The following is a 24,065-nucleotide window of genomic DNA, read 5'->3' on the forward strand; positions in this document are numbered from 1 at the left end:
GCCGATGCCGCCTCGGGCGCCGCTGCCCCCGCCGCGCCGGCCGCTGCCGGGTCCGGCGCCGCCGCCGCTTCCGGTGCCGCCGCATCGGGCGCCGCGCCGGCGAGTGCTGCCGCTGCTTCGAGCGCGCAATAACAGGGAGCCTGTTTCATGGCAAAGTTTTTTATCGATCGCCCGATCTTCGCGTGGGTGATCGCCATCATCCTGATGCTGGCCGGGGTTGCGGCGATCTTCACGCTGCCGATCTCGCAGTATCCGACGATCGCGCCGCCATCGATCCAGATTACCGCGAACTACCCGGGCGCTTCCGCGAAGACGGTGGAAGACACGGTGACGCAGGTGATCGAGCAGCAGATGAGCGGTCTCGACAACTTCCTGTACATGTCGTCGACGAGTGACGACTCGGGCAACGCAACGATCACGCTGACCTTCGCGCCGGGCACCAACGCCGACATCGCGCAGGTTCAGGTGCAGAACAAGCTGTCGCTCGCGACGCCGGTTCTGCCGCAGGTCGTGCAGCAGCTCGGTCTGTCGGTCACGAAGTCGAGCAGCAGCTTCCTGCTGGTGCTCGCCTTCAACTCCGAAGACGGCAGCATGAACAAGTACGACCTCGCGAACTTCGTGGCGTCGCACGTGAAGGATCCGATCAGCCGGTTGAACGGCGTCGGTACCGTCACGCTGTTCGGCTCGCAGTACGCGATGCGGATCTGGCTCGACCCGAACCGCCTGACCAACTACGGCCTCACGCCGGTCGACGTGAGCTCGGCGATCACCGCGCAGAACGTGCAGATCGCGGGCGGCCAGATCGGCGGCACGCCGGCGAAGCCGGGCACCGTGCTGCAGGCGACGATCACCGAATCGACGCTGCTGCAGACGCCCGAGCAGTTCGGCAACATCCTGCTGAAGGTCAACCAGGACGGCTCGCAGGTTCGCCTGAAGGACGTCGCGCAGATCGGCCTCGGCGGCGAAAACTACAACTTCGACACGAAGTACAACGGTCAGCCGACCGCGGCACTCGGTATCCAGCTCGCGACCAACGCGAACGCCCTCGCGACCGCGAAGGCCGTGCGCGCGAAGATCGACGAGCTCGCACCGTTCTTCCCGCACGGCCTCGTCGTGAAGTATCCGTACGACACGACGCCGTTCGTGAAGCTGTCGATCGAGGAAGTGGTCAAGACGCTGCTCGAAGGTATCGTGCTCGTGTTCCTTGTGATGTATCTGTTCCTGCAGAACCTGCGGGCGACGATCATCCCGACGATCGCGGTGCCGGTCGTGCTGCTCGGCACGTTCGCGATCATGTCGATGGTCGGCTTCTCGATCAACACGCTGTCGATGTTCGGCCTCGTGCTCGCGATCGGCCTGCTGGTCGACGACGCGATCGTGGTGGTCGAGAACGTCGAGCGCGTGATGGCGGAAGAAGGATTGTCGCCGAAGGAGGCGACCCGCAAGGCGATGGGGCAGATCACCGGCGCACTCGTCGGCGTGGCGCTCGTGCTGTCGGCGGTGTTCGTGCCGGTGGCGTTCTCGGGTGGCTCGGTCGGCGCGATCTATCGTCAGTTCTCGCTGACGATCGTGTCGGCGATGGTGCTGTCGGTGCTGGTTGCGTTGATTCTGACGCCGGCGCTGTGCGCGACGATCCTCAAGCCGATCCCGCAAGGGCATCACGAAGAGAAGAAGGGCTTCTTCGGCTGGTTCAACCGCACGTTCAACAACAGCCGCGACAAGTACCACGTCGGCGTGCACCACGTGATCAAGCGCTCGGGCCGCTGGCTCATCATCTATCTGGTCGTGATCGTCGCGGTCGGCCTGCTGTTCGTGCGCCTGCCGAAGTCGTTCCTGCCCGATGAGGACCAGGGCCTGATGTTCGTGATCGTGCAGACGCCGTCCGGCTCCACGCAGGAAACGACCGCGAAGACGCTCGCGAACATTTCCGACTACCTGCTGAAGGACGAGAAGGAAATCGTCGAATCGGCGTTCACGGTCAACGGCTTCAGCTTCGCGGGCCGCGGCCAGAACTCGGGCCTCGTGTTCGTCCGCCTGAAGGATTACGCGCAGCGTCAGCATGCGAACCAGAAGGTGCAGGCGCTGATCGGCCGGATGTTCGGGCGTTACGCGGGCTACAAGGACGCGCTCGTGATTCCGTTCAACCCGCCGTCGATTCCGGAGCTCGGTACCGCTGCCGGTTTCGACTTCGAGCTGACGGACAACGCCGGTCTTGGCCACGATGCGCTGATGGCCGCGCGTAACCAGTTGCTCGGGATGGCGTCGAAGGATCCGACGCTGCAGGGTGTCCGTCCGAACGGCCTGAACGACACGCCGCAGTACAAGGTCGACATCGACCGCGAGAAGGCGAATGCGCTGGGCGTGACCGCGGATGCGATCGACCAGACGTTCTCGATCGCGTGGGCGTCGAAGTACGTGAACAACTTCCTCGACACCGACGGCCGGATCAAGAAGGTGTACGTGCAGGCAGACGCGCCGTTCCGGATGACGCCGGAAGACATGAACATCTGGTACGTGCGCAACGGGTCGGGCGGGATGGTGCCGTTCAGCGCGTTCGCGACCGGTCACTGGACGTACGGTTCGCCGAAGCTCGAGCGCTACAACGGCGTGTCGGCGATGGAAATCCAGGGGCAGGCCGCACCGGGCAAGTCGACCGGTCAGGCGATGGCCGCGATGGAAACGATCGCGAAGAAGCTGCCGGTCGGTATCGGCTATTCGTGGACGGGCCTGTCGTTCCAGGAAATCCAGTCCGGTTCGCAGGCGCCGATTCTGTATGCGATCTCGATCCTCGTCGTGTTCCTGTGTCTCGCGGCGCTGTATGAAAGCTGGTCGATCCCGTTCTCGGTGATCATGGTCGTGCCGCTCGGCGTGATCGGTGCGCTGCTCGCGGCCACGATGCGCGGCCTCGAGAACGACGTGTTCTTCCAGGTCGGCCTGCTGACGACCGTGGGCTTGTCCGCGAAGAACGCGATCCTGATCGTCGAGTTCGCGCGCGAACTGCAGCAGTCGGAGAAGATGGGGCCGATCGAGGCGGCGCTGGAAGCGGCGCGCCTGCGGCTGCGTCCGATCCTGATGACGTCGCTCGCGTTCATTCTCGGCGTGCTGCCGCTCGCGATCAGCAACGGCGCGGGTTCGGCGAGCCAGCACGCGATCGGCACGGGCGTGATCGGCGGGATGATCACGGCGACGTTCCTCGCGATCTTCATGATCCCGATGTTCTTCGTGAAGATCCGTGCGATCTTCAGCGGCGAGAAGGAAGACGTCGACGAGGCGCTGCGCCTGGCTCAGGAGCACTCGCACCACGAAGAGAAGCCGGGCAACGGCGACGAAGGCAACAAGGGACAGTGATGATGCAAAAACACGCTTTGACTGCAATCGCAGTCGCGCTCCTTGCCACGGGCTGCACGATGGCGCCGCATTACAAGCGGCCCGACGCGCCCGTCGCGCAGGCGTACCCGGCCGGCGGCGTCTACGCGACGCAGCCGGGCGCGGCCGGCGCGCGCAGCGCGAACGGGCAAGCTGCGACCGCCATCGGCTGGCGCGAGTTCTTCGTCGATCCGCGCCTGCAGCGGCTGATCGAGATCGCGCTGAACAACAACCGCGACCTGCGCGTGTCGGTGCTGAACATCGAGGTGGCGCGCGCGCAGTACCAGATCACGCGCGCGGGGCTGTTCCCGACGCTCGACGGCACGGGCACGGGCAGCATCCAGCGCGTGCCGCAGGGCCTGTCGCAGACCGGTGCGCCGTACATCTCGCGCGCCTACAACGTCGGGCTCTCGGCGTCGTGGGAGCTCGACCTGTTCGGCCGCGTGCAGAGCCTGAAGGACCAGGCGCTCGCGCAGTACCTGTCGACGTCGTATGCCCGGCAGGCGTCGGAAATCTCGCTGGTGTCGCAGGTGGCCGACCAGTACCTGACGCTGCTGTCGACCGACGACCTGCTGAAGGTCACCGAGAACACGCTGAAGACCGCGCAGGCATCGTACGACCTGACGAAGCTGCAGTTCGACAACGGCACGGGCTCCGAGCTCGAGCTGCGTCAGGCGCAGACCGTGGTCGAGACGGCGCTCGCGAACCAGCAGGCGCAGGCGCGAGCGCGTGCGCAGGCGCTGAACGCGCTGGTGCTGCTGATCGGCGAGCCGCTGCCGGACGACCTGCCGGCCGGCATGCCGCTCGACGCGCAGAATCTGCTGACGGACGTGCCGGCAGGCCTTCCGTCGGATCTGCTCACGCGTCGTCCGGACGTGATGCAGGCCGAGCAGACGCTGCTGGCTGCCAACGCGAACATCGGCGCGGCGCGCGCGGCATTCTTCCCGCGCATCTCGCTGACGGGCGCGTTCGGCACCGGCAGCCCGACGCTCGGCGGTCTGTTCAAGGCCGGCACGGCCGCATGGTCGTTCGCGCCGCAGATCACGATGCCGATCTTCGAGGGCGGGCAGAACATCGCGAACCTGAATCTCGCGAACGTGCAGAAGCGCATCGAGATCGCCAACTACGAGAAGGCGATCCAGTCGGCGTTCCGCGAAGTGGCGGACGGCCTCGCCGCACGCGGCACGTACGACCAGCAGATCGCGGCGCTCGAGCGCAACGAGCACGCGCAGCAGCGGCGCTTCGACCTGTCGGACCTGCGTTACAAGAACGGCGTCGACAGCTACCTGTCGGTGCTGACCGCGCAGACGGATCTGTACTCGGCGCAGCAGTCGCTGATCAGCGCGCGTCTGGCCCGCTGGACGAACCTGGTCGACCTGTACCGCGCACTCGGCGGCGGGTGGATCCAGCGTGCCGGCGAAGCGCCGCGCGCGCCGGATGCACCGGTCGACTACGACAAGGCGGCCGCGCCGGCGCCTGCGTCGGCAGCGGCGAACGGGTAACTGTGGTTATCCTGCCTGCGTGCGGTCGCTTCGCACGCAGGCAGGACGATTCGGGTGTTAGTTCTGTAGCACGTTGGCCGTTGCGAATGATACGAAACGCAACGGAGACAACGTAGGGCCAGCCCATGATTGTTGGTCCTCGAGTGCGCGGTAACCTTGCGTGGGAACGCTGCAGTGATCCAGGCGGAACACGTGTGTACTTCGGCAGCGGGCGTGAAATCCACGGGCCGGCGCCGTCGAGCACGACGCGTACCGGCTAACCGTTCAGCTTCTCGTTTCGACCAAGCGATGATCATCCCTCTTCGGTAGCCTGTCGCCCACCGACAGTCGAATCTCCCCCTCGATTCTCCAATTCAGGCCCATCGCTCGATCGAAGCGAGCGGCTGCAGGTTCATTATTGTTGAACGGTGCTTATAACAATTAGCTATACGAAATTCGAATTCGTCTGATTGCTTCTTCTTTCTCGTCCGTGCAAATTTTGTATGGAGCATTCCTCACCCATTGTCGAGAAAGGAAATCCGGATGAAGCGCGAGCCCGCTGCACCGACTCATCTTTTTGCCACCATCGGGGCGCTCACCGAGCGCGGTGGGCGGGTAACCACTGCTACCAGCGGCCTGGCAGTTGCCGGGCTTGTCGTTGCCCGTGTTGGCGATGTCGTCACTTACGAGGATGGCAGCGAGGCCGTCATTATGGATGGCGCAGGCGAATATGCGATTTGCAGCGACAAGCCGTTTGCGCTGGTGGGTAGCCGGTTGAGCAACGGCGATCGTATCGTCGAAACGCTTCAGCGGTTGTGGGGAATTCATGTACCGACTGGCGAAACGGCCCAGGGATTGTTTAACAAGGATTATGTGCCGCCGCCCGCGTCGCCGCGCTACCGATTGGCTGTACGAAGAGCCACGACCGCGCGAGGCGGTGCGTTGCGCGAAGTCACCGGCACGTGGGAGACCGGTGTCCGGCTTGGCAGGGCTGGTGTCGTAGGTAATCAGATTCACTACGCAGACGGCTCGACTGCGCGAATCGTAAGCGGCCTTGGGCGGGTGGATAACGGAGACTTCCAGCCGCTGGCTTTCGTCGGTAGCGAACTGGATAACGGCGACGTCATTACCGATAGCCCTGAGCGTGATGGCTTGGTATTGGCTGACGCCTTCGCCGTTGTGAGGCGTCCAACTGTTGCGCATCGAGGCGAGAATTCATGATCCGTTATTTCCTTGCCAAAGGTGACCGGGGCGGCAGCGCCACGATTACGGAAGGATTGGATGGCGTCACCTGTTCCAATCCGCCGCCGCGCGTGCATATCGCAACGCTCTACATGAAGACGTACTGCACGGCATGCAAGCAGGAAGGGTTTGTCGCCCCGGAGGGGCCACGTTGGCCCGGCACTGGACCAAACGGCAAGCCGTGGGCGTTGAGTGGTGATATCAACGTCTGCGATTGCAATCCGCCACCTGTTTTCTACGCCGAGCGCGGCATGAAGATGACCTTTGCCGCGGAAGAGGTGGCGCGGTTGACAGGGAAGAATGACTTAGGCGTCGCTCCTGCAAGAGGACGCACTGCGGTCCATGATCAGCAGTTCGTCATTCGCAACAAGAAGTCCAGGCAACCTGTTGCAGGCGTTCGGTATTGGATTACAAATTGCCGTGGTGACGTGCTGGCATCAGGGACTACCGATGCGCACGGCCATACCATGCGAGTGGTCACGCTGAAGCCCGAGTCGGTAAAACTGGAAGTCAGCGGGGAAGAAGAATGAGTGATGGCGATCGCGTAGCAATTGCGGAGGCGATGACAGACCTGAAAGAAGGTTCGGTAATCGAAGCATTGATATCGAACGGGCCGCCCATCTGTCCAAACATGACCGATGCGGAATTTCGCCGTATGGTTCTAACGTTACGCGACAGAGCCGTACGAATGGTCGACGTACGGCTCGTAGACTTGCGCAGGTGGGGGGCGGTCGAACGTCAACGCGTCGCAACGTGGTTTGGCTCAAGCGATGAAGCGATTCGGCAACGTCTGACAGTCGGACTCGCACAAGTAAGTCGGGTGATGCGCGATCTCAAGCCTGGAAACTTTGTTCGTCACTCAGAGGAACTTGATCGGTATCTTGGTTGTACGCCGAATAACAAGGACCCTGATGGTGCCGTCGCTCATGTTTGCGGTCCTGACACAGCTACCCATACTATCTGTATCCATGAGAATTTTTGTGGGATGCGTCCCATATCCAGCGCGAAGGACTCGATGTTATCGACGCTGATTCATGAGTGCACTCATTTTGCCGACACTTTCGGCGCTCAGGATCATCAATATTTCATGCGCGAGTGCTTGGTATTGGCGCGGACGCGCCCCGATCTCGCAATCAATAATGCGGATAGCATTGCCGGGTATATTATCTATGAAGACTAGAGGCGGCGTGGCGCGGCAATCCGTGTTGAATCTGATCGAGTCCGACGGAAGATCGATATGATGAAAGGACCGGCATGTATTGCGTTGGCGTTTTTCTCGGCCGGAACATTCGCCTGCTCCCCGGTTCATACGCTTGATGTTTCGTTTGAACGAGATTCTGCCAAAGTATCCGGCGACGAGCTCATAAAGCTGGCGAACTGGGCGATAGACGTTCAACTCAAATATCCCAATCTTGATCGTACGTCCGTCGGTGGCCTTGCCGACGCTGACGAAAGGCAGCCGCGCGTGCTGGCTCAACAACGCGCGGAAAGTGTCAAGAGGCTTCTAGTCACATTGGGGCTCGGTCGAGCCCCTGTCGACGTCGATGCCAGGCTTTATAAGTCGCATCATCTGAACGGCGTGCCGGATAATGGCCGACGAGTAGAAATCGACTTCCTTCCCGGTTGCCCGCATGAATGCCCTTGCCAAGTGAAATGAGGTATTGGCCGCGATCTGCCGCGCAGTGGCAGTGCTGCCATTTCGACGATGTCAAGCAGCCTCTTACGCACCATGCAGTAAGCGCCGGCCCGTCACGAGCCGACGCATGCCTGGTGTTCGTCAGTGCAGATCGACAGGCCGCCCGTCGAAATCATGCCCCGCGCGACGGATCTCGCACTTCGCCTCCTTTTCGCCCTTCACGCCGTTGAACACGATGTTCAGGATCACGGCCGTGGCCGATGCGAGCAGGATGCCGCTGTGCAGGATCGGTGCAAGCGCGGGCGGCAGCTTCGAGAAGAAGTGCGGCGACACGACCGGCACGAGGCCCATGCCGACGCTCACGGCGACGATGAACAGGTTGTGCGAGTGGTTCACGAAGTCGACCTTCGACAGCACCTTGATGCCATTCGCCGCGACCATCCCGAACATCACGATGCCTGCGCCGCCGAGCACGAACGGCGGCACCGACGCGACGACCTGCGCCATCTTCGGAAACAGGCCGAGCAGCACGAGGATCACGCCGCCCGTCGCACACACGAAACGGCTCTTCACGCCCGTCACGCCGATCAGGCCGACGTTCTGCGAGAACGACGTATGCGGGAACGAATTGAAGATGCCGCCGATCAGCGTGCCGAGGCCGTCGACGCGCAGGCCGCGCACGAGGCGCTCCTGGTTGACCGGGCGATCGACCATGTCGCCGACCGCGAGGAACATCCCGGTCGATTCGATGAACGTGACGAACATCACCGTGACCATCGTCACGATCGACAGCGGGTCGAAGTGCGGCAGGCCGAAGTGGAACGGCATCACGAAGCCGACCCACGGCGCGTGCGCCACGCCGTCGGTGTTCACGCGGCCGAGCGCGAATGCGATCACGAAGCCGGCGACGATGCCGAGCAGCACCGAGATGTTCGCGATGAAGCCGCGGCCGTACTTGTTGATCAGCAGGATCAGCGTGAGCACGAGCAGCGACAGGCCGAGATAGACGGGGCTGCCGTACTCGGGGTTGCCGACGCCGCCGGCCGCCCAGTTGATGCCGACTTCCATCAGCGACAGCCCGATCACGGCGATCACCGTGCCGACCACCACCGGCGGGAAGAACCGCAGCAGCTTGCCGATCATCGGCGCGAGCACGATGCCGATGATGCCGGCCGCGATGGTCGAGCCGAAGATGTCGAGAATGCCGAGGCCGGGGTTCGTGCCGATCGCGATCATCGGGCCGACGGCCGCGAACGTGCAGCCCATGATGACGGGCAGGCGGATCCCGAAGATCCACAGGCCCAGCGTCTGGATCAGCGTGGCGATGCCGCACGAAAACAGATCGGCGCTGATCAGGAACGCGATCTGGTCTTTCGGCAGCTTGAGCGCCGCGCCGACGATGAGCGGCACGGCGACGGCGCCGGCGTACATGACGAGGACGTGCTGCAGGCCAAGCGTTACCAGCTTGCCGGTCGGCAGCACCTCATCGCACGGATGGACCGTGTTCGATTGCATCTGTCTCACTCCATGATCTTGTTTTCGGGGTGATACGAAGTTATTCGGAATGAATCCATGCAACAAGAGCACTGGGTTCTATTCCGTTCTTTGCTGGTTCGATATGCCATGTCGGTATGGAACGGGGGGGCGATCATCGGGAAACTGCCGCGGGGGTGACGCGTACCGGTTTTATAGCGCTTCAAAATAGCGCCGGCCCCCCTGTCAAATATGGGGTGCTTTATGGTGTGTATCGCGCGGGCCGCATAGTGGCAAAAAAGGGCGTACGGAAAACGTGCCGGGTTAACCCGCGAGCGGCCGCTTTTGCGTGCAAGGTGCGGCCTCGTCAATCTCCCGGCCGGCAGCACGTTCGATGTGTCGGCGCGGCGGCAAAAACCGGAGCGCGCATCGCGATCCCGTTATCATCGACATCCGTTCATCCGAATCTCCCTTCACGTCATGCGCCTGCTCGGAATCGACCTCGGCACCGGCTCCGTCAAACTCGTCACGCTCGATGCCGACGGCGTCGAGCGGGCCGTCGCGAGCGAACCTTACGGGTTGTCGTCGCCGCAGCCCGGCTGGGCGGAAATCGCGCCCGCCACGTGGTGGCAGGCGCTCGTGCGCGCCGCCGCGCGGCTGCCGGCCGACGAGCGCGCGCAGGTCGCGGCGATCGGCTTTTCGGGCCAGATGCATGGCGTCGTGCTGATCGACGCGGCCGGCGAGCCGGTGCGGCCTGCGCTGCTGTGGCCGGACACACGCGCGGTGCGCGAGGCCGACGCGGCCGACTGGCACGCCGCCGGAATGCCCGTCGCTCCGAATCCCGTCGCGCCCGGCATGGCAGGCCCGCTGTTGCGTTGGCTCGCCACGCACGAACCCGACGCGCTGCGCGCCGCACGCTGGGCCGTGCAGCCGAAGGACTGGCTGCGCATCGTGCTCGGCGGCGACGTCGCGGCCGATCCGAGCGACGCGTGCGCAACGGCGCTCGCGACGCCCGACGGCGCGTGGGACAGCGCATTGATCGAGGCGCTCGGCCTGCCGGGCGACCGCTTTGCGCCGGTGCGTGCGTCCACCGCGCGCTGCGGCGTGCTCGGCGCGCAGGCCGCCGCCGCGCTCGGCCTGCCGGCTGGCGTGCCGCTCGCGACAGGCGCGGCCGACACCGCCTGCGCGGCGCTCGGCAGCGGGCTGGCCGCGGCAGGCGACGCGCTGCTGACGACCGGCAGCGGCGGCCAGATCGTCGTGCTCGCGGATACGCTGCCGCCCGCGCGACGCGGACTGCATCGCTATCGTGCGGCGGCCGGCGGCGGCTATTACACGATGGCGGCGATGCAGAACGTCGGGCTCGCGCTCGAAGCCGTGCGCGGTTGGCTCGGCTATGCGCGATGGGCCGATGCGTACGACGATGCGTTCGCGCAGCCGGCGTCCGAGCGGCTGTGCTTCCTGCCGTACCTGAGCGGTGAGCGTTCGCCGTGGATGAACCCCGATGCGCGCGGCGGCTGGCTCGGCCTCGGGCTCGGCGACACGCGCGGCGCGATGATGCGCGCCGCGTTCGAAGGCGTCGCGTTCGCGTTGCGCGCGGGGCTCGATGCGATCCGCGACGCCGACCCCGGCGACGCGGTGGCGACGCTGCGCCTCGCGGGCGGCGGCTCGGTCGATCCGCGCTGGCGCCAGTTGCTCGCCGACGCGCTCGGCGCGTCGCTGCACGCGATCGATTGCCCGAACGCCGCGACGCGGGGCGCCGCACTGCTCGCGGGCGTCGCGATCGGGCATTGGCGTGAAGAGGCGTTGCACGCGCTGGCGCCGACGGCGTCGCCCGTCGCCGCACCGCAAGACGACCGCCCGCTGGCCGCACGTTACGCGCGCTTCGTCGATCTGTACGCCCGCACGGATGCATGGTTCACGACGGGCGTTTAAACTCGGACACTTGTTCTTTTGCGTCAGCGATGACGCATCCTGGCAAGCCGGTGGCCGTTTCCCGCACGCGATGCGCGCCGGGAGCGGCCATCATGGCGAGCACGAGATTCTTGCGCCGTGCCGCGCGGCACGGCTTCGACCGCTTTGCATGAGTCCCGGGCCGGCACCGACACGCCGGCCCGGGCCGATCTCACCGACACACAGGAGTGACACGATGAAAACGAAAGCCGCGATTGCATGGAAGGCGGGTGCGCCGCTGACGATCGAGGAAGTCGATCTCGAAGGGCCGCGCGCCGGCGAAGTGCTGATCGAAGTGAAGGCGACGGGCATCTGCCACACCGACTACTACACGCTGTCGGGCGCCGATCCGGAAGGGATCTTCCCGGCGATCCTCGGCCATGAAGGCGCGGGCGTGGTGGTCGACGTCGGCCCCGGCGTCGGCACCGTACGCAAGGGCGACCACGTGATTCCGCTCTACACGCCCGAATGCCGCGAGTGCAAGTTCTGCCTGTCGCGCAAGACCAACCTGTGCCAGAAGATCCGCGCGACGCAGGGCAAGGGCCTGATGCCCGACGCGACGTCGCGCTTCTCGCTCGACGGCAAGCCGCTGTTCCACTACATGGGTACGTCGACGTTCTCGAACTACATCGTCGTGCCGGAAATCGCGGTGGCCAAGGTGCGCGAGGACGCGCCGTTCGACAAGATCTGCTACATCGGCTGCGGCGTGACGACGGGCGTGGGCGCGGTCGTGTACTCGGCGAAGGTCGAGGCCGGCGCGAACGTGGTCGTGTTCGGCCTCGGCGGGATCGGCCTGAACGTGATCCAGGGCGCGAAGATGGTCGGCGCGGACAAGATCATCGGCGTCGACATCAATCCGAAGCGCGTCGAGCTCGCGAAGAAGTTCGGGATGACGCACTTCATCAACCCGAACGAAGTCGAGAACGTCGTCGACCACATCGTGCAATTGACCGACGGCGGCGCCGACTATTCGTTCGAATGCGTCGGCAACGTGAAGCTGATGCGCCAGGCGCTCGAGTGCACGCACAAGGGCTGGGGCCAGTCGTTCATCATCGGCGTGGCGGCAGCGGGCGAGGAAATCAGCACGCGTCCGTTCCAGCTCGTCACGGGCCGTGAATGGAAGGGCTCGGCGTTCGGCGGCGCGCGCGGGCGCACCGACGTGCCGAAGATCGTCGACTGGTACATGGAAGGCAAGATCAACATCGACGACCTGATCACGCACACGCTGCCGCTCGAGCGGATCAACGAAGGCTTCGACCTGATGAAGGCCGGCGAGTCGATCCGCTCGGTCGTGCTGTACTGACCGGGGGCGCACCGCCATGCTCGAACTCGTTTCCTCGCATGCGTGCCACGGCGGCGAGCAGCGTTTCTACCGTCACGATTCGGCGGCCATCGGCCTGCCGATGAAGTTCTCGGTGTACCTGCCGCCGCAGGCCGCGCAACAGCGCGTGCCGGCGCTGTTCTATCTCGCGGGGCTCACGTGCACCGACGAGACGTTCGCGATCAAGGCCGGCGCGCAGCAATACGCGGCGCAGCACGGGATCGCGCTCGTGATGCCCGATACGAGCCCGCGCGGCGCGGGCGTGCCGGGCGAGACGGATGCGTGGGATTTCGGCGTCGGCGCGGGTTTCTACGTCGACGCGACCGAAGCGCCGTGGTCGACACATTACCGGATGGAGTCGTACGTGACGGGTGAGCTGCGCGAGCTCGTCACGGCCGAGCTGCCGATCGACGGCGCGCGGCTCGGCATCTTCGGGCACTCGATGGGCGGCCACGGAGCGCTGACGCTCGCGTTGCGTCATCCGGGCCTGTACCGGTCGGTGTCGGCGTTCGCGCCGATCGCCGCGCCGACGCGATGCCCGTGGGGCGAGAAGGCGTTCTCCGGTTATCTCGGTGCCGATCGGGAAGCGTGGAAGGCGCACGACGCGAGCGAGCTCGTCGCGCGCGCCGATGCGCCGAAGTTCGCCGACGGCATCCTCGTCGATCAGGGGCTCGCCGATCAGTTCCTCGCGAACCAGTTGAACCCCGACGTATTCGAAGCCGCATGCGCGAAGGCCGGCCAACCGCTGACGCTGCGCCGCCATCCGGGCTACGACCACGGCTACTACTTCATCTCGACGTTCATCGCCGATCACCTCGCGCATCATGCGCGTGTACTTGCGCGGTGAGTAGCTGCGCAAGCAGGTAACGCATCCGGTGCGCATGAAAAAACGCCGGCGCTGCCCTCGGGCACGCCGGCGTTTTGATTGGCATCGGGCGGCGACCGCCGCGCCGATCAATTGCGTCGCAATAGGCTCGCGCCGTACACGAGCGCCGACAGCGCGGTGATCCAGAAGCTCGTCGGCCAATCGGTGTGATACGCGAGCACGATGCCGGCCCACGCTTCGAACAGCGCGAACAGCGCGGCGAGCAGCACGCCCGTCGACAGCCGCGTCGACACGTTCTGCGCGGCCGCGGCCGGCCCGACCAGCAGCGTGAACACGAGCAGCACGCCGACGATCTGCGTCGCCGCGGCCACCGCGAGCGCGCACACCGCCAGGAACAGCATCGACACCGTGCGCAGCGACACGCCCTTGGCTTCGGCCAGTTCCGGCTGCAGCGATGCGAACAGCAGCGGCCGCGCGATCAGCGCGAGCGCGGCGAGGCTCACCGCGCCGATGCCGGCAAGCACCGCGAGCGTGTCGTGGCTGACCGCGAGCACGTTGCCGAACAGCAGCGCGGTGACCTGCGTCGCGAACGACGTATAGAAATGCAGGAACAGCAGGCCGAAGCCGAGCGCGCCGGACAGGATCACGCCGATCGCGACGTCGCGGCCCGCGAGCCTTTCGCCGAGCGCGCCCATCCCGATCCCGGCCGCGAGCGTGAAGCCGACCATCCCCCAGATCGGCGAGATGCCGAGCAGCACCGCGCCCGTCGCGCCGGTGAAGCCGACGTGCGACAGCGCGTGGCCCGCGAAGGTCTGCCCGCGCAGCACCAGGAAGTAGCCGACGATGCCCGCGAGCACCGCGACGATTCCCGACGCCGCGAAGGCGTTGATCATGAAGTCGTATTCAAACATCGTGCGAATGCCCGGGATGAGCGTGTCCGTGGTGGTGATGGCCGTGGCCGCCGCCGTGCGAGTGGCCGTCGTCGTCCTCGTGTTCGTGATCGTGCTTCTCGATCTCGACGTCGCCCGACATCACGAAGATCTTGCCGTTTACGCGCATCACGTCGATCGGCGATCCATAGAGCCGCGACAGCACGGGCTTCGTGATCACCTCGTCGACGGTGCCGAGCGCGGCCACGCCGTTGCCGAGATACAGCACGCGGTCGAGCGCGTTCAGCAGCGGATTCAGTTCGTGCGCGGAGAACAGCACGGTGATGCCGAGCTCGCGCTGCACGTTGCGCACGAGTTCGACGACGCCGCGCTGATGGTTCGGGTCGAGGCTGATCAGCGGCTCGTCGAGCAGCAGCAGCTTGGGGTTGCCGAGCAGGCATTGCGCGAGCAGCAGGCGCTGCCGTTCGCCGCCGGACAGTTCGGACAGCGGCCGGCGCGCGAGCGACGGGCCGCCGACGAGATCGAGCACGCGATCGACGTCGCGGCGCGTGGCCGCGTTCGTGTGCGGCAGGCCCCAGCGGTGGCCGTCGGCGGCCATCGCGACGAAATCGTAGCCGCGCATCCGGCGGTTCGCGAGGCCGCTCCTGATCTGCGGCATGTAGCCGATCGACGCGTTGCCGCGCGCGACCGGCACGCCGCCGACCGACAGCGTGCCGGCCGACACGGGGACGAGGCCGAGCACCGCGCGCATCAGCGTCGTCTTGCCCGCGCCGTTCGGCCCGAGCACGCCGACGAATTCGCCGGGCTCGATCGAGAAGCTGACGTCGCGCAGGATCGTGCGGCCCCCCAGTTCGAGCGTGACGCGATCGACTGCGAGGGCGTGGGGAGTGGCGGTCATGTCGTGACGGTTGTCGGTTACTTGCCGGCCGAAAGCGCGTTGCCGAGCGCGTCGAGCTGGCTGGTCATCCATTGCTGGAAGGTCTTGCCGGCCGGCTGCGTCTCGGTGACGCTGACGGTCGGCACGCCGCCGTCGCGCGCGATCTTCAGCATGCGTTTGGTCATCGGTTCCTCGGCCTGGCTGTTGTAGATCAGCGCGCGTACCTGCTTCTTGCGCAGGTCGTTCTCGAACGCGGCGACGTCCTGCGCGCTCGCTTCGGTGTCGTTCATCGTCGCGAGCTGGAAGCGCTGGTTGCGCATGTCGAGGCCGATCGCGTCGGACATATAGCCGAATACGGGCTCGGTGGCCGTCACGGGCGCGCCCTTGTACTTCGCGCGCAGTGCGGCGACCTTGTCGTCGACGGGTTTCAGCGACGCGACGAACTTCTGCAGGTTCGCGTCGTACTCGGCCTTGTTCGCCGGGTCGGCGCGGCCGAGCTCGGCCGCGATCGCGCGTGCGGCCGCCGGCATCGTCGCCGGGTCGTACCAGAGGTGCGGGTTGTCGCCGGCCTTCTTGCCGACGAGATCGGCGACGACGATCGTCGCGCGCTTCGCCTGTTTCGACGCGCCGAGCAGCTTGCCCATCCACGGATCGTAATCGGCGCCGTTGTAGATCACGACCTGCGCGTGCTGGAGCGCGCGAGCCGTCTTCGGGCTCGCTTCGAACAGGTGCGGATCCTGATCCGGATTGCTGAGGATGCTGGTGACCGCGACGTGGCGGCCGCCGATCTGCGACGCGACGTCGCCGTAGAAATTCTCCGCGGCGACGACGTTGACGGGCGCGGCCTGCGCGACCACGGGCGCGGCGAACGACAGCGCGGCGACGGCGGCGGCCAGCCAGCGGACAGGCGACAGGGCGCGCCGCGGCGCGCGCTTCAGGGCAATGGACATGGAACTCCTCGTTGGAAGGGCGGCGCGTACGCCGCGCGATTCGGCGTCAGCGCTGCGCGGGCTTGCGCTTGCAGTGCCCGCACAGGCCGCTCAGCTCGACGACCTGATGGTGGACTTCGAACCCATGCGCGGGCTCGCTCGCGGACAACTGCTTCGCGAGGTCGCCGCCGGGAATCTCGACGGTGTCGCCGCACGAATCGCAGATCAGGAACTGGCCTTCGTGCGGCACGCCGATCTCGCAGCACGCGAAGAACGCGTTCTTCGATTCGATCCGGTGGATGAAGCCGTGCTCGACGAGGAAATCCAGCGCGCGGTAGACGGTGGTCGGCGGCACGCGGCCGCGTTGCGGTTCGAGTTCGGCGAGCAGGTCGTACGCGCCGATCGGGCGCTGCGCGGCCAGCACGCGTTCGTAGACCTGGCGGCGCAGCGGCGTCCACGCGAGCCCGTGCTCGGCGGCGAATGCGTCGGCCCGGGACAGCCGGGCGTCAATGGACGATGAGGTAGCCATGGCGTGAAGCAGGCGATGAAACACAGTATCGCGATGATATAACGTATCGCCGCACCGTGCAGCGCGAATTCCGTTTTCCGTCCTCGCTCCGTCCCCGTCGCCGCCGATGCCACTGCGTCGCACCGTGCGCGCCGCGCCTTGCCGTGCGGGCGCGGCGAGGCGTCGTCGTGCGCCGCCGTGCCGCAGCGCGTCATAGAAAGCCGTCACGTCGTCTTGACAGCGCGTATCGCGTATCCGATCATTCGATCACTAACAGAGCAATTGATCGGTCACCGAGCGTTCGCTCACTTCGCGACCGGCATGCAACAGAACGAACCGGAGACAGCCAGTGAGACTGGAAGACAAGGTCGCGATCCTGACGGGCGCCGCAAGCGGCATCGGCGAGGCGGTCGCGCAACGCTATCTGGACGAGGGCGCGCGCTGCGTGCTCGTCGACGTGAAGCCGGCGGGCGGCTCGCTCGCGCGGCTGATCGAGGCCAACCCCGGCCGCGCGGTGGCCGTCACCGCCGACGTCACGCGCCGCGACGACATCGAGCGGATCGTCGCGACGGCGGTCGAGCGCTTCGGCGGCGTCGACATCCTGTTCAACAACGCGGCGCTGTTCGACATGCGCCCGCTCCTCGACGAATCGTGGGACGTGTTCGACCGGCTGTTCTCGGTCAACGTGAAAGGGCTGTTCTTCCTGATGCAGGCGGTCGCGCAACGGATGGTCGAGCAGGGGCGCGGCGGCAAGATCGTCAACATGTCGTCGCAGGCCGGCCGTCGCGGCGAGGCGCTCGTTTCGCACTACTGCGCGACCAAGGCCGCGGTGATCAGCTATACGCAGTCGGCCGCGCTCGCGCTCGCGCCGCACCGGATCAACGTGAACGGCATCGCGCCGGGCGTGGTCGACACGCCGATGTGGGAACAGGTCGATGCGTTGTTCGCGCGCTACGAGAACCGGCCGCTCGGCGAGAAGAAGCGGCTCGTGGGCGAAGCCGTGCCGCTCGGCCGCATGGGCGTGCCGGGCGACCTGACGGGCGCCGCGCTGTTCCTCGCGTCGGCCGACGCCGACTACATCACCGCCCAGACGTTGAACGTCGACGGCGGCAACTGGATGAGCTGAAAATGCCGCCGCTCGCACGCGCCGTTCGCGAGCCGGCCCGCTACGCGGCGGCAGCGCCGCACGCCGCGGCCGCCGTCGAACGAGGAGGGCTCGCCTGATGGCCGAGATCGTCGTTGCCGGCGAACTGCTGGCGGAATTCGTCGCCGCCGAGCGCGGCCAGGGCTTCGATGTGCCGGGACTCTTCGCCGGCCCGTTCCCGAGCGGCGCGCCGGCGATCTTCGCCGACCAGGCCGCGCGGCTCGGCGCGCGCGTCGCATATGCGGGCTGCGTCGGCCGAGACGCGTTCGGCGATGCGATCGTCGCGCGGCTCGCCCGCGACGGCGTGGACGTCGCGCGCATTCGCCGCGTCGCACGGCCGACCGGCACCGCGTTCGTCGCGTATCGCGACGACGGCTCGCGCAGTTTCGTCTTCACGCTGTCGACCAGTGCCGCGGCATGCGTCGATGCGTCCGACGTCGACACCGCGATGTTCGACGGCTGTCGCTATTTTCACGTGATGGGCTCGTCGCTGACGAGCGAATCGGCGATCGCGGCCGTGCAGCGCGGCGTGATCGAGGCCGCGCGCGCGGGAGCCAAGGTGTCGTTCGATCCGAACGTGCGGCCCGAAATGCTGAGTTTCCGCCCGATGCGCGCGGCCCTCGACGAGATGCTCGCCGCGTGCCACCTGTTCCTGCCGAGCGAAGCCGACCTGCCGTTCTTCTGCGGGCCGCAGCCGGCCGAGCGCGCGATCGCGGGACTGCTCGCGACGCATCCGCTGCTCGAGCGTGTCGTGCTCAAACGCGGTGCGCAAGGCAGCGTCGCATTCGATCGTGCGAGCCGCGTCGACGCGCAGGCTTATCCGGTCGACGAAGCCGATCCGACCGGCGCCGGCGACTGCTTCGGCGGCACGCTGGTCGCGAGCCTCGTCGCGGGCATGGCGATCGACGTCGCGTTGCGTCGCGCGAACGCGGCCGGCGCGATCGCGGTCACGCGGCGCGGCCCGATGGAAGGCAACAGCAGCGCGGCCGAGATCGACCGCTTCCTGACCGAACGAGGTATCGCATGTCCGGCCTGACGACCGTTGCCGAGCGCACGCGCACCGCGCATGCAGGCACCGTGCTGCGGATGATCTTCGACGCGAACCGCGCGGACGCGCAGCGCGGCATCTATTCGATCTGCAGCGCGCACCGGCTCGTGCTGGAGGCCGCGTGCGAAGCCGCGCGCGCCGACGGCTCGCCGCTGCTGATCGAGGCGACCTGCAATCAGGTGAACCATCTCGGCGGTTATACGGGCATGACGCCGGCGGATTTTCGCCGCGACGTCGATGCGATCGCCGCGCGCTGCGGGCTCGCGCCGTCGGCGCTCGTGCTCGGCGGCGACCATCTCGGCCCGAACCCGTGGCGGCACCGCCGCGCGGCCGATGCGATGCGCGAGGCCGCTGCGATGGTCGCGGCCTACGTCGAAGCCGGTTTCGAAAAGATCCATCTCGACGCGAGCATGGCGTGCGCGGACGATCCGGCGCGGCTCGACGATCGCACGATCGCCGCGCGCGCGGCCGAGCTGTGCCGCGTCGCGGAAGACGCGGCGGCGCGCGCCGGAATCGCGCCCGTCTACGTGATCGGCACCGAGGTGCCGACGCCGGGCGGCGAGGTGAGCGGCGAGGCCGGTAACGACGCCGGCGACGACGCGATCGCGCGGATCGCGGTCACGCGCAGCGACAGCATCGCGGCGACGCTCGACGCGCACCGCCACGCGTTCTCGGCGGCCGGGCTCGACGACGCATGGACGCGCGTCGTCGCGATCGTCGCGCAGCCGGGCGTCGATTTCGACGACCGCCACGTGCTCGATTACGACAGCGCCAAGGCGGCGACGCTCGGCGCGAGTATCCTGCAGACACCGCGCCTCGTGTTCGAAGCGCATTCGACCGATTATCAGACCGAAGACGCGCTCGCCGCGCTCGTGCGCGATCACTTCGCGGTGCTGAAGGTCGGCCCCGCGCTGACGTTCGCGCTGCGCGAGGCGCTGTTCGCGCTGACGTTCATCGAGGACGCGCTGATCGACGACGTCGCGCAGCGCTCGCGGTTGCGCGACGTCGTCGATGCGGCGATGCGCGCGCAGCCCGAATACTGGGCGCCGTACTACCGCGGCGACGAGACCGCGCAGCGGCTCGCGCGCCAGTTCAGCTACAGCGACCGCATCCGCTATTACTGGCTGCAGCCGGCCGTCGCGGCCGCGGTCGAGCAGCTGTTCGGCAACCTCGCGCGGCAGCCGGTGCCGGAAACGCTCGTCGCGCAATGGCTGCCGGACGTCTACGCGGCGTGCCGCGCGGGCGGCCTCGCGAAGGAGCCGCGCGCTTGGGTGCGCCACCGGATACGCGACGTGATCGCGCACTATGCGCGCGCGTGCGGGATGCAGCGGCCGGCATGACGGGCCGCGAAGGAAACGACGCAACACCGACGCAAGACCGACCACATTTCGAACAATCACAGGAGACATGCCATGCAACGAAAGATGCTCGACGCCGCCGCACGCTGTTTCGCCTCTGCCGCGCTCGCGACGGCGGCGTGCGCGGCGTCCGCCGGCACGCTGACGATCGCGACGCTGAACAACCCCGACATGATCGAGTTGAAGAAGCTGTCGCCGGCGTTCGAGAAGGCGAACCCGGACATCAAGCTGAACTGGGTGATCCTCGAGGAGAACGTGCTGCGCCAGCGCGCGACGACCGACATCACGACCGGCAGCGGCCAGTTCGACGTGATGGCGATCGGCACCTATGAAACGCCGCAGTGGGGCAAGCGCGGCTGGCTCGCGCCGATCACGGGCCTGCCCGCCGACTACGACCTGAACGACATCGTCAAGACCGCGCGCGACAGCCTGTCGTACAACGGCCAGCTCTACGCGCTGCCGTTCTACGTCGAAAGCTCGATGACGTTCTACCGCAAGGACCTGTTCGCGGCGAAGGGGCTGAAGATGCCCGACCAGCCGACCTACGACCAGATCGCCGAATTCGCGGACAAGCTGACCGACAAGTCGAAGGGCACCTACGGGATCTGCCTGCGCGGCAAGGCCGGCTGGGGCGAGAACATGGCGTACGTGTCGACGGTCGTGAACACGTTCGGCGGGCGCTGGTTCGACGAGAACTGGAACGCGCAGCTCACGTCGCCCGAGTGGAAGAAGGCGATCAATTTCTACGTGAACCTGCTGAAGAAGAACGGCCCGCCGGGCGCGAGCTCGAACGGCTTCAACGAGAACCTGACGCTGACCGCGTCCGGCAAGTGCGCGATGTGGATCGACGCGACGGTCGCGGCCGGGATGCTCTACAACAAGCAGCAGTCGCAGGTGGCCGACAAGATCGGCTTCGCGGCCGCGCCGGTCGCCGCCACGCCGAAGGGCTCGCACTGGCTGTGGGCGTGGGCGCTGGCCGTGCCGAAGACGTCGAAGCAGCAGGACGCCGCGCGCAAGTTCATCGCGTGGGCGACGTCGAAGCAGTACATCGAGATGGTCGGCAAGGACGAAGGCTGGGCGTCGGTGCCGCCGGGCACGCGTACGTCGACGTATCAGCGCGCGGAGTACAAGGCCGCCGCGCCGTTCTCGGACTTCGTGCTGAAGGCGATCGAGACGGCCGACCCGAACGACCCGTCGCTGAAGAAGGTGCCGTACACGGGCGTGCAGTACGTCGGGATTCCTGAATTCCAGTCGTTCGGCACGGTAGTCGGCCAGTCGATCGCGGGTGCGGTCGCGGGCCAGATGTCGGTCGACCAGGCGCTCGCCGCCGGCCAGGCCGCGGCCGACCGCGCGGTGCGGCAGGCCGGCTACAAGAAGTAACGCGCAAGCCGTCGCGCGGCCCGCATCGTGCGCCGTGGCACACGGCGCGGGCCGGCGACGCTGACAGGCGGGCACGCCGTTCGCGCCCGCGCATCAACCGGAGGGACTCCGATCATGCGTCACCTGCGTCTTCCCCTGAGTCACGCTCACGCGCCGTCGGTCGGCGACGCGTCGTCGCCGCCCGGCGCGCCGCGCCGTGCGCGCGGCGGCGCGAGCTGGCTCGTGTCGCCGTCCGTCGCGGTGCTGCTGCTGTGGATGTCGATTCCGCTCGCGATGACGATCTGGTATTCGTTCTCGCGCTACAACCTGCTGAACCCGGACGTGAAGGGCTTCGCCGGGTTCGACAACTATCGCTTCCTCGCGACCGATCCGTCGTTCCTGCCCGCGATCTGGCACACGCTCGTGCTGATCGGCGCGGTGCTCGCGATCACGGTGGTCGGCGGCGTGCTGATGGCCGTGCTGTTCGACCGCAAGTTCTACGGGCAGGGCATCGCGCGCCTGCTCGCGATCGCGCCGTTCTTCGTGATGCCGACGGTCTCCGCGCTGATCTGGAAGAACATGATCCTGCATCCGGTGTACGGGCTCGTCGCGAACGCGATGCGCGCGCTCGGGATGACGCCGATCGACTGGTTCGCCGATTACCCGTTGACCGCGGTGATCATCATCGTCGCGTGGCAGTGGCTGCCGTTCGCGTTTTTGATCCTGTTCACCGCGATCCAGTCGCTCGACCAGGAACAGAAGGAAGCCGCGCGCATCGACGGCGCCGGCCCGATCGCGATGTTCTTCTACATCACGCTGCCGCATCTGAAGCGCGCGATCGCCGTGGTCGTGATGATGGAGACGATCTTCCTGCTGTCGATTTTCGCGGAAATCTACACGACGACGGGCGGCGGCCCCGGCGACGCGACGACCAACCTGTCGTACCTGATCTACGCGCTCGGCCTGCAGCAGTTCGACGTCGGCCTCGCGTCCGCGGGCGGCATCATCGCCGTCGTGGTCGCGAACGTCGTGTCGTTCTTCCTCGTGCGGATGCTCGCGCGCAACCTGAAGGGGGAGTACGAAAAATGAGCGACCTGACCCTGGCAGGCCGGCGCACGCCGGCCGTGTTCGACCTCGTGCGGCGCGCGCTGCCCGGCGCGCTCGCATGGCTGATCGCGCTCTTGCTGTTCTTCCCGATCTTCTGGATGGCGATCACCGCGTTCAAGACGGAGCAGCAGGCGTACGCGTCGTCGCTGTTGTTCATGCCGACGCTCGACAGCTTCCGCGAGGTGTTCGCGCGCAGCAACTACTTCGCGTTCGCGTGGAATTCGGTGCTGATCTCGGCCGGCGTCACGCTGATCTCGCTGCTGTTCGCGGTGCCGGCCGCATACGCGATGGCGTTCTTCCCGAACCACCGCACGCAGAAGGTGCTGTTGTGGATGCTGTCGACGAAGATGATGCCGTCGGTCGGCGTGCTGGTGCCGATCTATCTGCTGTGGAAGAACGCGGGGCTGCTCGATACGGTGTCGGGGCTCGTGATCGTCTACACGCTGATCAACCTGCCGATCGCGGTGTGGATGACCTTCACGTACTTCAACGAGATCCCGAAGGACATCCTGGAGGCCGGGCGCATCGACGGCGCGTCGACGTGGCAGGAGATCGTCTACCTGCTGATGCCGATGGCGCTGCCGGGGCTCGCGTCCACCGCGCTGCTGCTCGTGATCCTGTCGTGGAACGAGGCGTTCTGGAGCATCAACCTGTCGAGCTCGAACGCCGCGCCGCTGACCGTGTTCATCGCGTCGTATTCGAGCCCCGAAGGCTTGTTCTGGGCGAAGCTGTCCGCCGCGTCGCTGCTCGCGGTCGCGCCGATCCTGATCGTCGGCTGGCTGTCGCAGAAGCAGTTGGTGCGCGGGCTCACGTTCGGGGCGGTCAAGTGAGCGGCGCAAGCAAAGGCGCGGTCGGTCACGGCATGAACGTGCTGATCTGCGATTGCGACGGCGTGCTGATCGACAGCGAGGCCGTCGCCGCCGACGTGATCGTGCGCGAACTCGATGCGCGCTGGCCGGGCGTCGATGCGCGGCCGGCCGTGATGCCGCTGCTCGGGCTGCGCATCGAGCGCGTGCTGGCCGGTGCGTCCGAGGCGGTCGGCCGGACGCTGACGAACGACGATATCGACGCGATCCGCCGCGCGGTCGAGGCCGCGGCCGTGAATGCGCCGATGGTCGACGGCATCGATGCGGCGCTGGCCGCGATCGACCTGACGACGGCCTGCGCGAGCAACAGCTATCGCGCATACGTCGAGGCGGCGCTCGCGCGCACCGGCCTCGCGCGCTTCTTCGGCGACCGGCTGTTCTGCGCGGATTCGGTCGCGCGGCCGAAGCCCGCGCCGGACGTGTATCTCGCGGCCGCGCGCACGCTCGGCGCGGTGCCCGCGCAATGCCTCGTCGTCGAGGACAGCGTGACCGGCATCACCGCCGCGGCCGCGGCCGGCATGACCGTGCTCGGCTTCATCGGCGGCGGGCACGCATCGGCGGCCCAGATCGACGCGCTGCGCGGCATCGGCGCGCGTCACGTATTCGACGACATGCACGAGCTGCCCGGCTACGTCGCGCGCTGGCAGGCGACGGGCGCGGTGCTGCCGAACTAGCAATCAGGAA

The 24,065-nt window shown here is 66.7% G+C and carries 21 protein-coding genes; 16 read left to right on the forward strand and 5 right to left on the reverse strand.

Going from position 1 to position 24,065, the window contains the following annotated elements; all coding sequences use genetic code 11:
* The first annotated feature begins 147 nt into the window (after positions 1-147).
* From bpeB to QZM15_RS29030, 6 genes are all read left to right on the forward strand, one after another.
* Positions 148-3,348, forward strand: a complete 3,201-nt coding sequence (gene bpeB, locus QZM15_RS29005; protein ID WP_059578522.1) for an efflux RND transporter permease BpeB — start codon at positions 148-150, stop codon at positions 3,346-3,348.
* Positions 3,348-4,868 carry an efflux transporter outer membrane subunit gene (locus tag QZM15_RS29010; RefSeq protein ID WP_302107763.1) on the forward strand — a complete coding sequence of 507 codons (1,521 nt, stop codon included), beginning with the start codon at positions 3,348-3,350 and terminating at the stop codon, positions 4,866-4,868. The genes bpeB and QZM15_RS29010 overlap by 1 nt, the downstream gene beginning before the upstream one ends.
* A 522-nt stretch (positions 4,869-5,390) precedes the next feature.
* A complete protein-coding gene (locus QZM15_RS29015; RefSeq protein WP_302107764.1) occupies positions 5,391-6,068 on the forward strand; it encodes a PAAR domain-containing protein in 678 nt (225 codons plus the stop codon).
* Positions 6,065-6,619 (forward strand): hypothetical protein, encoded by a 555-nt coding sequence (locus QZM15_RS29020; RefSeq protein ID WP_302107765.1) that lies wholly within the window; start codon positions 6,065-6,067, stop codon positions 6,617-6,619. Before QZM15_RS29015 ends, QZM15_RS29020 begins: the two co-directional genes overlap by 4 nt.
* Entirely contained in the window at positions 6,616-7,269 is a 654-nt protein-coding gene (locus QZM15_RS29025; RefSeq protein ID WP_302107766.1) for a M35 family metallo-endopeptidase, read from the forward strand. The genes QZM15_RS29020 and QZM15_RS29025 overlap by 4 nt, the downstream gene beginning before the upstream one ends.
* A 57-nt stretch (positions 7,270-7,326) precedes the next feature.
* Positions 7,327-7,746, forward strand: a complete 420-nt coding sequence (locus tag QZM15_RS29030; protein ID WP_302107767.1) for a hypothetical protein — start codon at positions 7,327-7,329, stop codon at positions 7,744-7,746.
* A gap of 120 nt (positions 7,747-7,866) precedes the next feature.
* Here QZM15_RS29030 and QZM15_RS29035 read toward each other — a convergent pair whose 3' ends face one another.
* Positions 7,867-9,240 carry a nucleobase:cation symporter-2 family protein gene (locus tag QZM15_RS29035; protein WP_059578514.1) on the reverse strand — a complete coding sequence of 458 codons (1,374 nt, stop codon included), beginning with the start codon at positions 9,238-9,240 and terminating at the stop codon, positions 7,867-7,869.
* 438 nt (positions 9,241-9,678) lie between these two features.
* Between QZM15_RS29035 and QZM15_RS29040 the strand changes: the two genes are divergently transcribed.
* The 3 genes from QZM15_RS29040 (at position 9,679) to fghA (ending at position 13,316) form a co-directional block, all read left to right on the forward strand.
* On the forward strand, positions 9,679-11,130 hold the full coding sequence (locus QZM15_RS29040; protein ID WP_302107768.1) for a xylulokinase: 1,452 nt from the start codon (positions 9,679-9,681) through the stop codon (positions 11,128-11,130).
* Positions 11,131-11,344: 214 nt separating this feature from the next.
* A complete protein-coding gene (locus QZM15_RS29045) occupies positions 11,345-12,451 on the forward strand; it encodes an S-(hydroxymethyl)glutathione dehydrogenase/class III alcohol dehydrogenase (protein WP_006483756.1) in 1,107 nt (368 codons plus the stop codon).
* A 16-nt stretch (positions 12,452-12,467) separates the two neighbouring features.
* Entirely contained in the window at positions 12,468-13,316 is an 849-nt protein-coding gene (gene fghA, locus QZM15_RS29050) for an S-formylglutathione hydrolase (protein ID WP_099316774.1), read from the forward strand.
* 107 nt (positions 13,317-13,423) lie between these two features.
* Here fghA and QZM15_RS29055 read toward each other — a convergent pair whose 3' ends face one another.
* Genes QZM15_RS29055 through QZM15_RS29070 form a run of 4 tightly spaced genes read right to left on the reverse strand, consistent with a single transcriptional unit; the run spans position 13,424 to position 16,520 of the window.
* Positions 13,424-14,206, reverse strand: a complete 783-nt coding sequence (locus QZM15_RS29055; protein ID WP_012329133.1) for a metal ABC transporter permease — start codon at positions 14,204-14,206, stop codon at positions 13,424-13,426.
* Positions 14,199-15,083, reverse strand: a complete 885-nt coding sequence (locus tag QZM15_RS29060; RefSeq protein ID WP_059644768.1) for an ABC transporter ATP-binding protein — start codon at positions 15,081-15,083, stop codon at positions 14,199-14,201. The genes QZM15_RS29055 and QZM15_RS29060 overlap by 8 nt, the downstream gene beginning before the upstream one ends.
* 17 nt (positions 15,084-15,100) lie before the next feature.
* Complete coding sequence (locus tag QZM15_RS29065) at positions 15,101-16,012, reverse strand: metal ABC transporter solute-binding protein (RefSeq protein ID WP_226225603.1); 912 nt, start codon at positions 16,010-16,012, stop codon at positions 15,101-15,103.
* A 46-nt stretch (positions 16,013-16,058) separates the two neighbouring features.
* On the reverse strand, positions 16,059-16,520 hold the full coding sequence (locus tag QZM15_RS29070; protein WP_011546084.1) for a Fur family transcriptional regulator: 462 nt from the start codon (positions 16,518-16,520) through the stop codon (positions 16,059-16,061).
* 328 nt (positions 16,521-16,848) lie between these two features.
* Between QZM15_RS29070 and QZM15_RS29075 the strand changes: the two genes are divergently transcribed.
* The 7 genes from QZM15_RS29075 to QZM15_RS29105 all read left to right on the forward strand — a co-directional run bounded on the left by QZM15_RS29075 (position 16,849) and on the right by QZM15_RS29105 (position 24,055).
* Positions 16,849-17,625: an L-iditol 2-dehydrogenase gene (locus QZM15_RS29075; protein WP_048988957.1), complete on the forward strand. Its 777-nt coding sequence runs from the start codon at positions 16,849-16,851 to the stop codon at positions 17,623-17,625.
* Positions 17,626-17,722: 97 nt separating this feature from the next.
* Positions 17,723-18,679: a sugar kinase gene (locus QZM15_RS29080; RefSeq protein WP_059644887.1), complete on the forward strand. Its 957-nt coding sequence runs from the start codon at positions 17,723-17,725 to the stop codon at positions 18,677-18,679.
* Entirely contained in the window at positions 18,667-20,031 is a 1,365-nt protein-coding gene (locus QZM15_RS29085; protein WP_302107769.1) for a D-tagatose-bisphosphate aldolase, class II, non-catalytic subunit, read from the forward strand. The genes QZM15_RS29080 and QZM15_RS29085 overlap by 13 nt, the downstream gene beginning before the upstream one ends.
* A 72-nt stretch (positions 20,032-20,103) precedes the next feature.
* Positions 20,104-21,429 carry a sugar ABC transporter substrate-binding protein gene (locus QZM15_RS29090; RefSeq protein ID WP_059578487.1) on the forward strand — a complete coding sequence of 442 codons (1,326 nt, stop codon included), beginning with the start codon at positions 20,104-20,106 and terminating at the stop codon, positions 21,427-21,429.
* A 114-nt stretch (positions 21,430-21,543) separates the two neighbouring features.
* Positions 21,544-22,497: a carbohydrate ABC transporter permease gene (locus tag QZM15_RS29095; RefSeq protein ID WP_099316769.1), complete on the forward strand. Its 954-nt coding sequence runs from the start codon at positions 21,544-21,546 to the stop codon at positions 22,495-22,497.
* Complete coding sequence (locus QZM15_RS29100) at positions 22,494-23,345, forward strand: carbohydrate ABC transporter permease (protein ID WP_059578484.1); 852 nt, start codon at positions 22,494-22,496, stop codon at positions 23,343-23,345. The genes QZM15_RS29095 and QZM15_RS29100 overlap by 4 nt, the downstream gene beginning before the upstream one ends.
* Positions 23,346-23,377: 32 nt before the next feature.
* The gene (locus QZM15_RS29105) at positions 23,378-24,055 is read left to right on the forward strand and encodes an HAD family phosphatase (RefSeq protein ID WP_099316961.1); all 678 of its coding nucleotides are present in this window, start codon (positions 23,378-23,380) and stop codon (positions 24,053-24,055) included.
* Positions 24,056-24,065 lie beyond the last annotated feature (10 nt).

Origin of the sequence: Burkholderia sp. AU44665, assembly GCF_030504405.1 — a bacterium.
Lineage (GTDB): Bacteria > Pseudomonadota > Gammaproteobacteria > Burkholderiales > Burkholderiaceae > Burkholderia > Burkholderia semiarida.

What these genes read in the sequence shown, in the direction of transcription:
- bpeB (WP_059578522.1), top strand. Translation starts at nt 148, where the DNA reads ATGGCAAAGTTTTTTATCGATCGCCCGATCTTCGCGTGGGTGATCGCC.
- QZM15_RS29010 (WP_302107763.1), top strand. Translation starts at nt 3,348, where the DNA reads ATGATGCAAAAACACGCTTTGACTGCAATCGCAGTCGCGCTCCTTGCC.
- QZM15_RS29015 (WP_302107764.1), top strand. Translation starts at nt 5,391, where the DNA reads ATGAAGCGCGAGCCCGCTGCACCGACTCATCTTTTTGCCACCATCGGG.
- QZM15_RS29020 (WP_302107765.1), top strand. Translation starts at nt 6,065, where the DNA reads ATGATCCGTTATTTCCTTGCCAAAGGTGACCGGGGCGGCAGCGCCACG.
- QZM15_RS29025 (WP_302107766.1), top strand. Translation starts at nt 6,616, where the DNA reads ATGAGTGATGGCGATCGCGTAGCAATTGCGGAGGCGATGACAGACCTG.
- QZM15_RS29030 (WP_302107767.1), top strand. Translation starts at nt 7,327, where the DNA reads ATGATGAAAGGACCGGCATGTATTGCGTTGGCGTTTTTCTCGGCCGGA.
- QZM15_RS29035 (WP_059578514.1), bottom strand. Translation starts at nt 9,240, where the DNA reads ATGCAATCGAACACGGTCCATCCGTGCGATGAGGTGCTGCCGACCGGC.
- QZM15_RS29040 (WP_302107768.1), top strand. Translation starts at nt 9,679, where the DNA reads ATGCGCCTGCTCGGAATCGACCTCGGCACCGGCTCCGTCAAACTCGTC.
- QZM15_RS29045 (WP_006483756.1), top strand. Translation starts at nt 11,345, where the DNA reads ATGAAAACGAAAGCCGCGATTGCATGGAAGGCGGGTGCGCCGCTGACG.
- fghA (WP_099316774.1), top strand. Translation starts at nt 12,468, where the DNA reads ATGCTCGAACTCGTTTCCTCGCATGCGTGCCACGGCGGCGAGCAGCGT.
- QZM15_RS29055 (WP_012329133.1), bottom strand. Translation starts at nt 14,206, where the DNA reads ATGTTTGAATACGACTTCATGATCAACGCCTTCGCGGCGTCGGGAATC.
- QZM15_RS29060 (WP_059644768.1), bottom strand. Translation starts at nt 15,083, where the DNA reads ATGACCGCCACTCCCCACGCCCTCGCAGTCGATCGCGTCACGCTCGAA.
- QZM15_RS29065 (WP_226225603.1), bottom strand. Translation starts at nt 16,012, where the DNA reads ATGTCCATTGCCCTGAAGCGCGCGCCGCGGCGCGCCCTGTCGCCTGTC.
- QZM15_RS29070 (WP_011546084.1), bottom strand. Translation starts at nt 16,520, where the DNA reads ATGGCTACCTCATCGTCCATTGACGCCCGGCTGTCCCGGGCCGACGCA.
- QZM15_RS29080 (WP_059644887.1), top strand. Translation starts at nt 17,723, where the DNA reads ATGGCCGAGATCGTCGTTGCCGGCGAACTGCTGGCGGAATTCGTCGCC.
- QZM15_RS29085 (WP_302107769.1), top strand. Translation starts at nt 18,667, where the DNA reads ATGTCCGGCCTGACGACCGTTGCCGAGCGCACGCGCACCGCGCATGCA.
- QZM15_RS29090 (WP_059578487.1), top strand. Translation starts at nt 20,104, where the DNA reads ATGCAACGAAAGATGCTCGACGCCGCCGCACGCTGTTTCGCCTCTGCC.
- QZM15_RS29095 (WP_099316769.1), top strand. Translation starts at nt 21,544, where the DNA reads ATGCGTCACCTGCGTCTTCCCCTGAGTCACGCTCACGCGCCGTCGGTC.
- QZM15_RS29100 (WP_059578484.1), top strand. Translation starts at nt 22,494, where the DNA reads ATGAGCGACCTGACCCTGGCAGGCCGGCGCACGCCGGCCGTGTTCGAC.
- QZM15_RS29105 (WP_099316961.1), top strand. Translation starts at nt 23,378, where the DNA reads ATGAACGTGCTGATCTGCGATTGCGACGGCGTGCTGATCGACAGCGAG.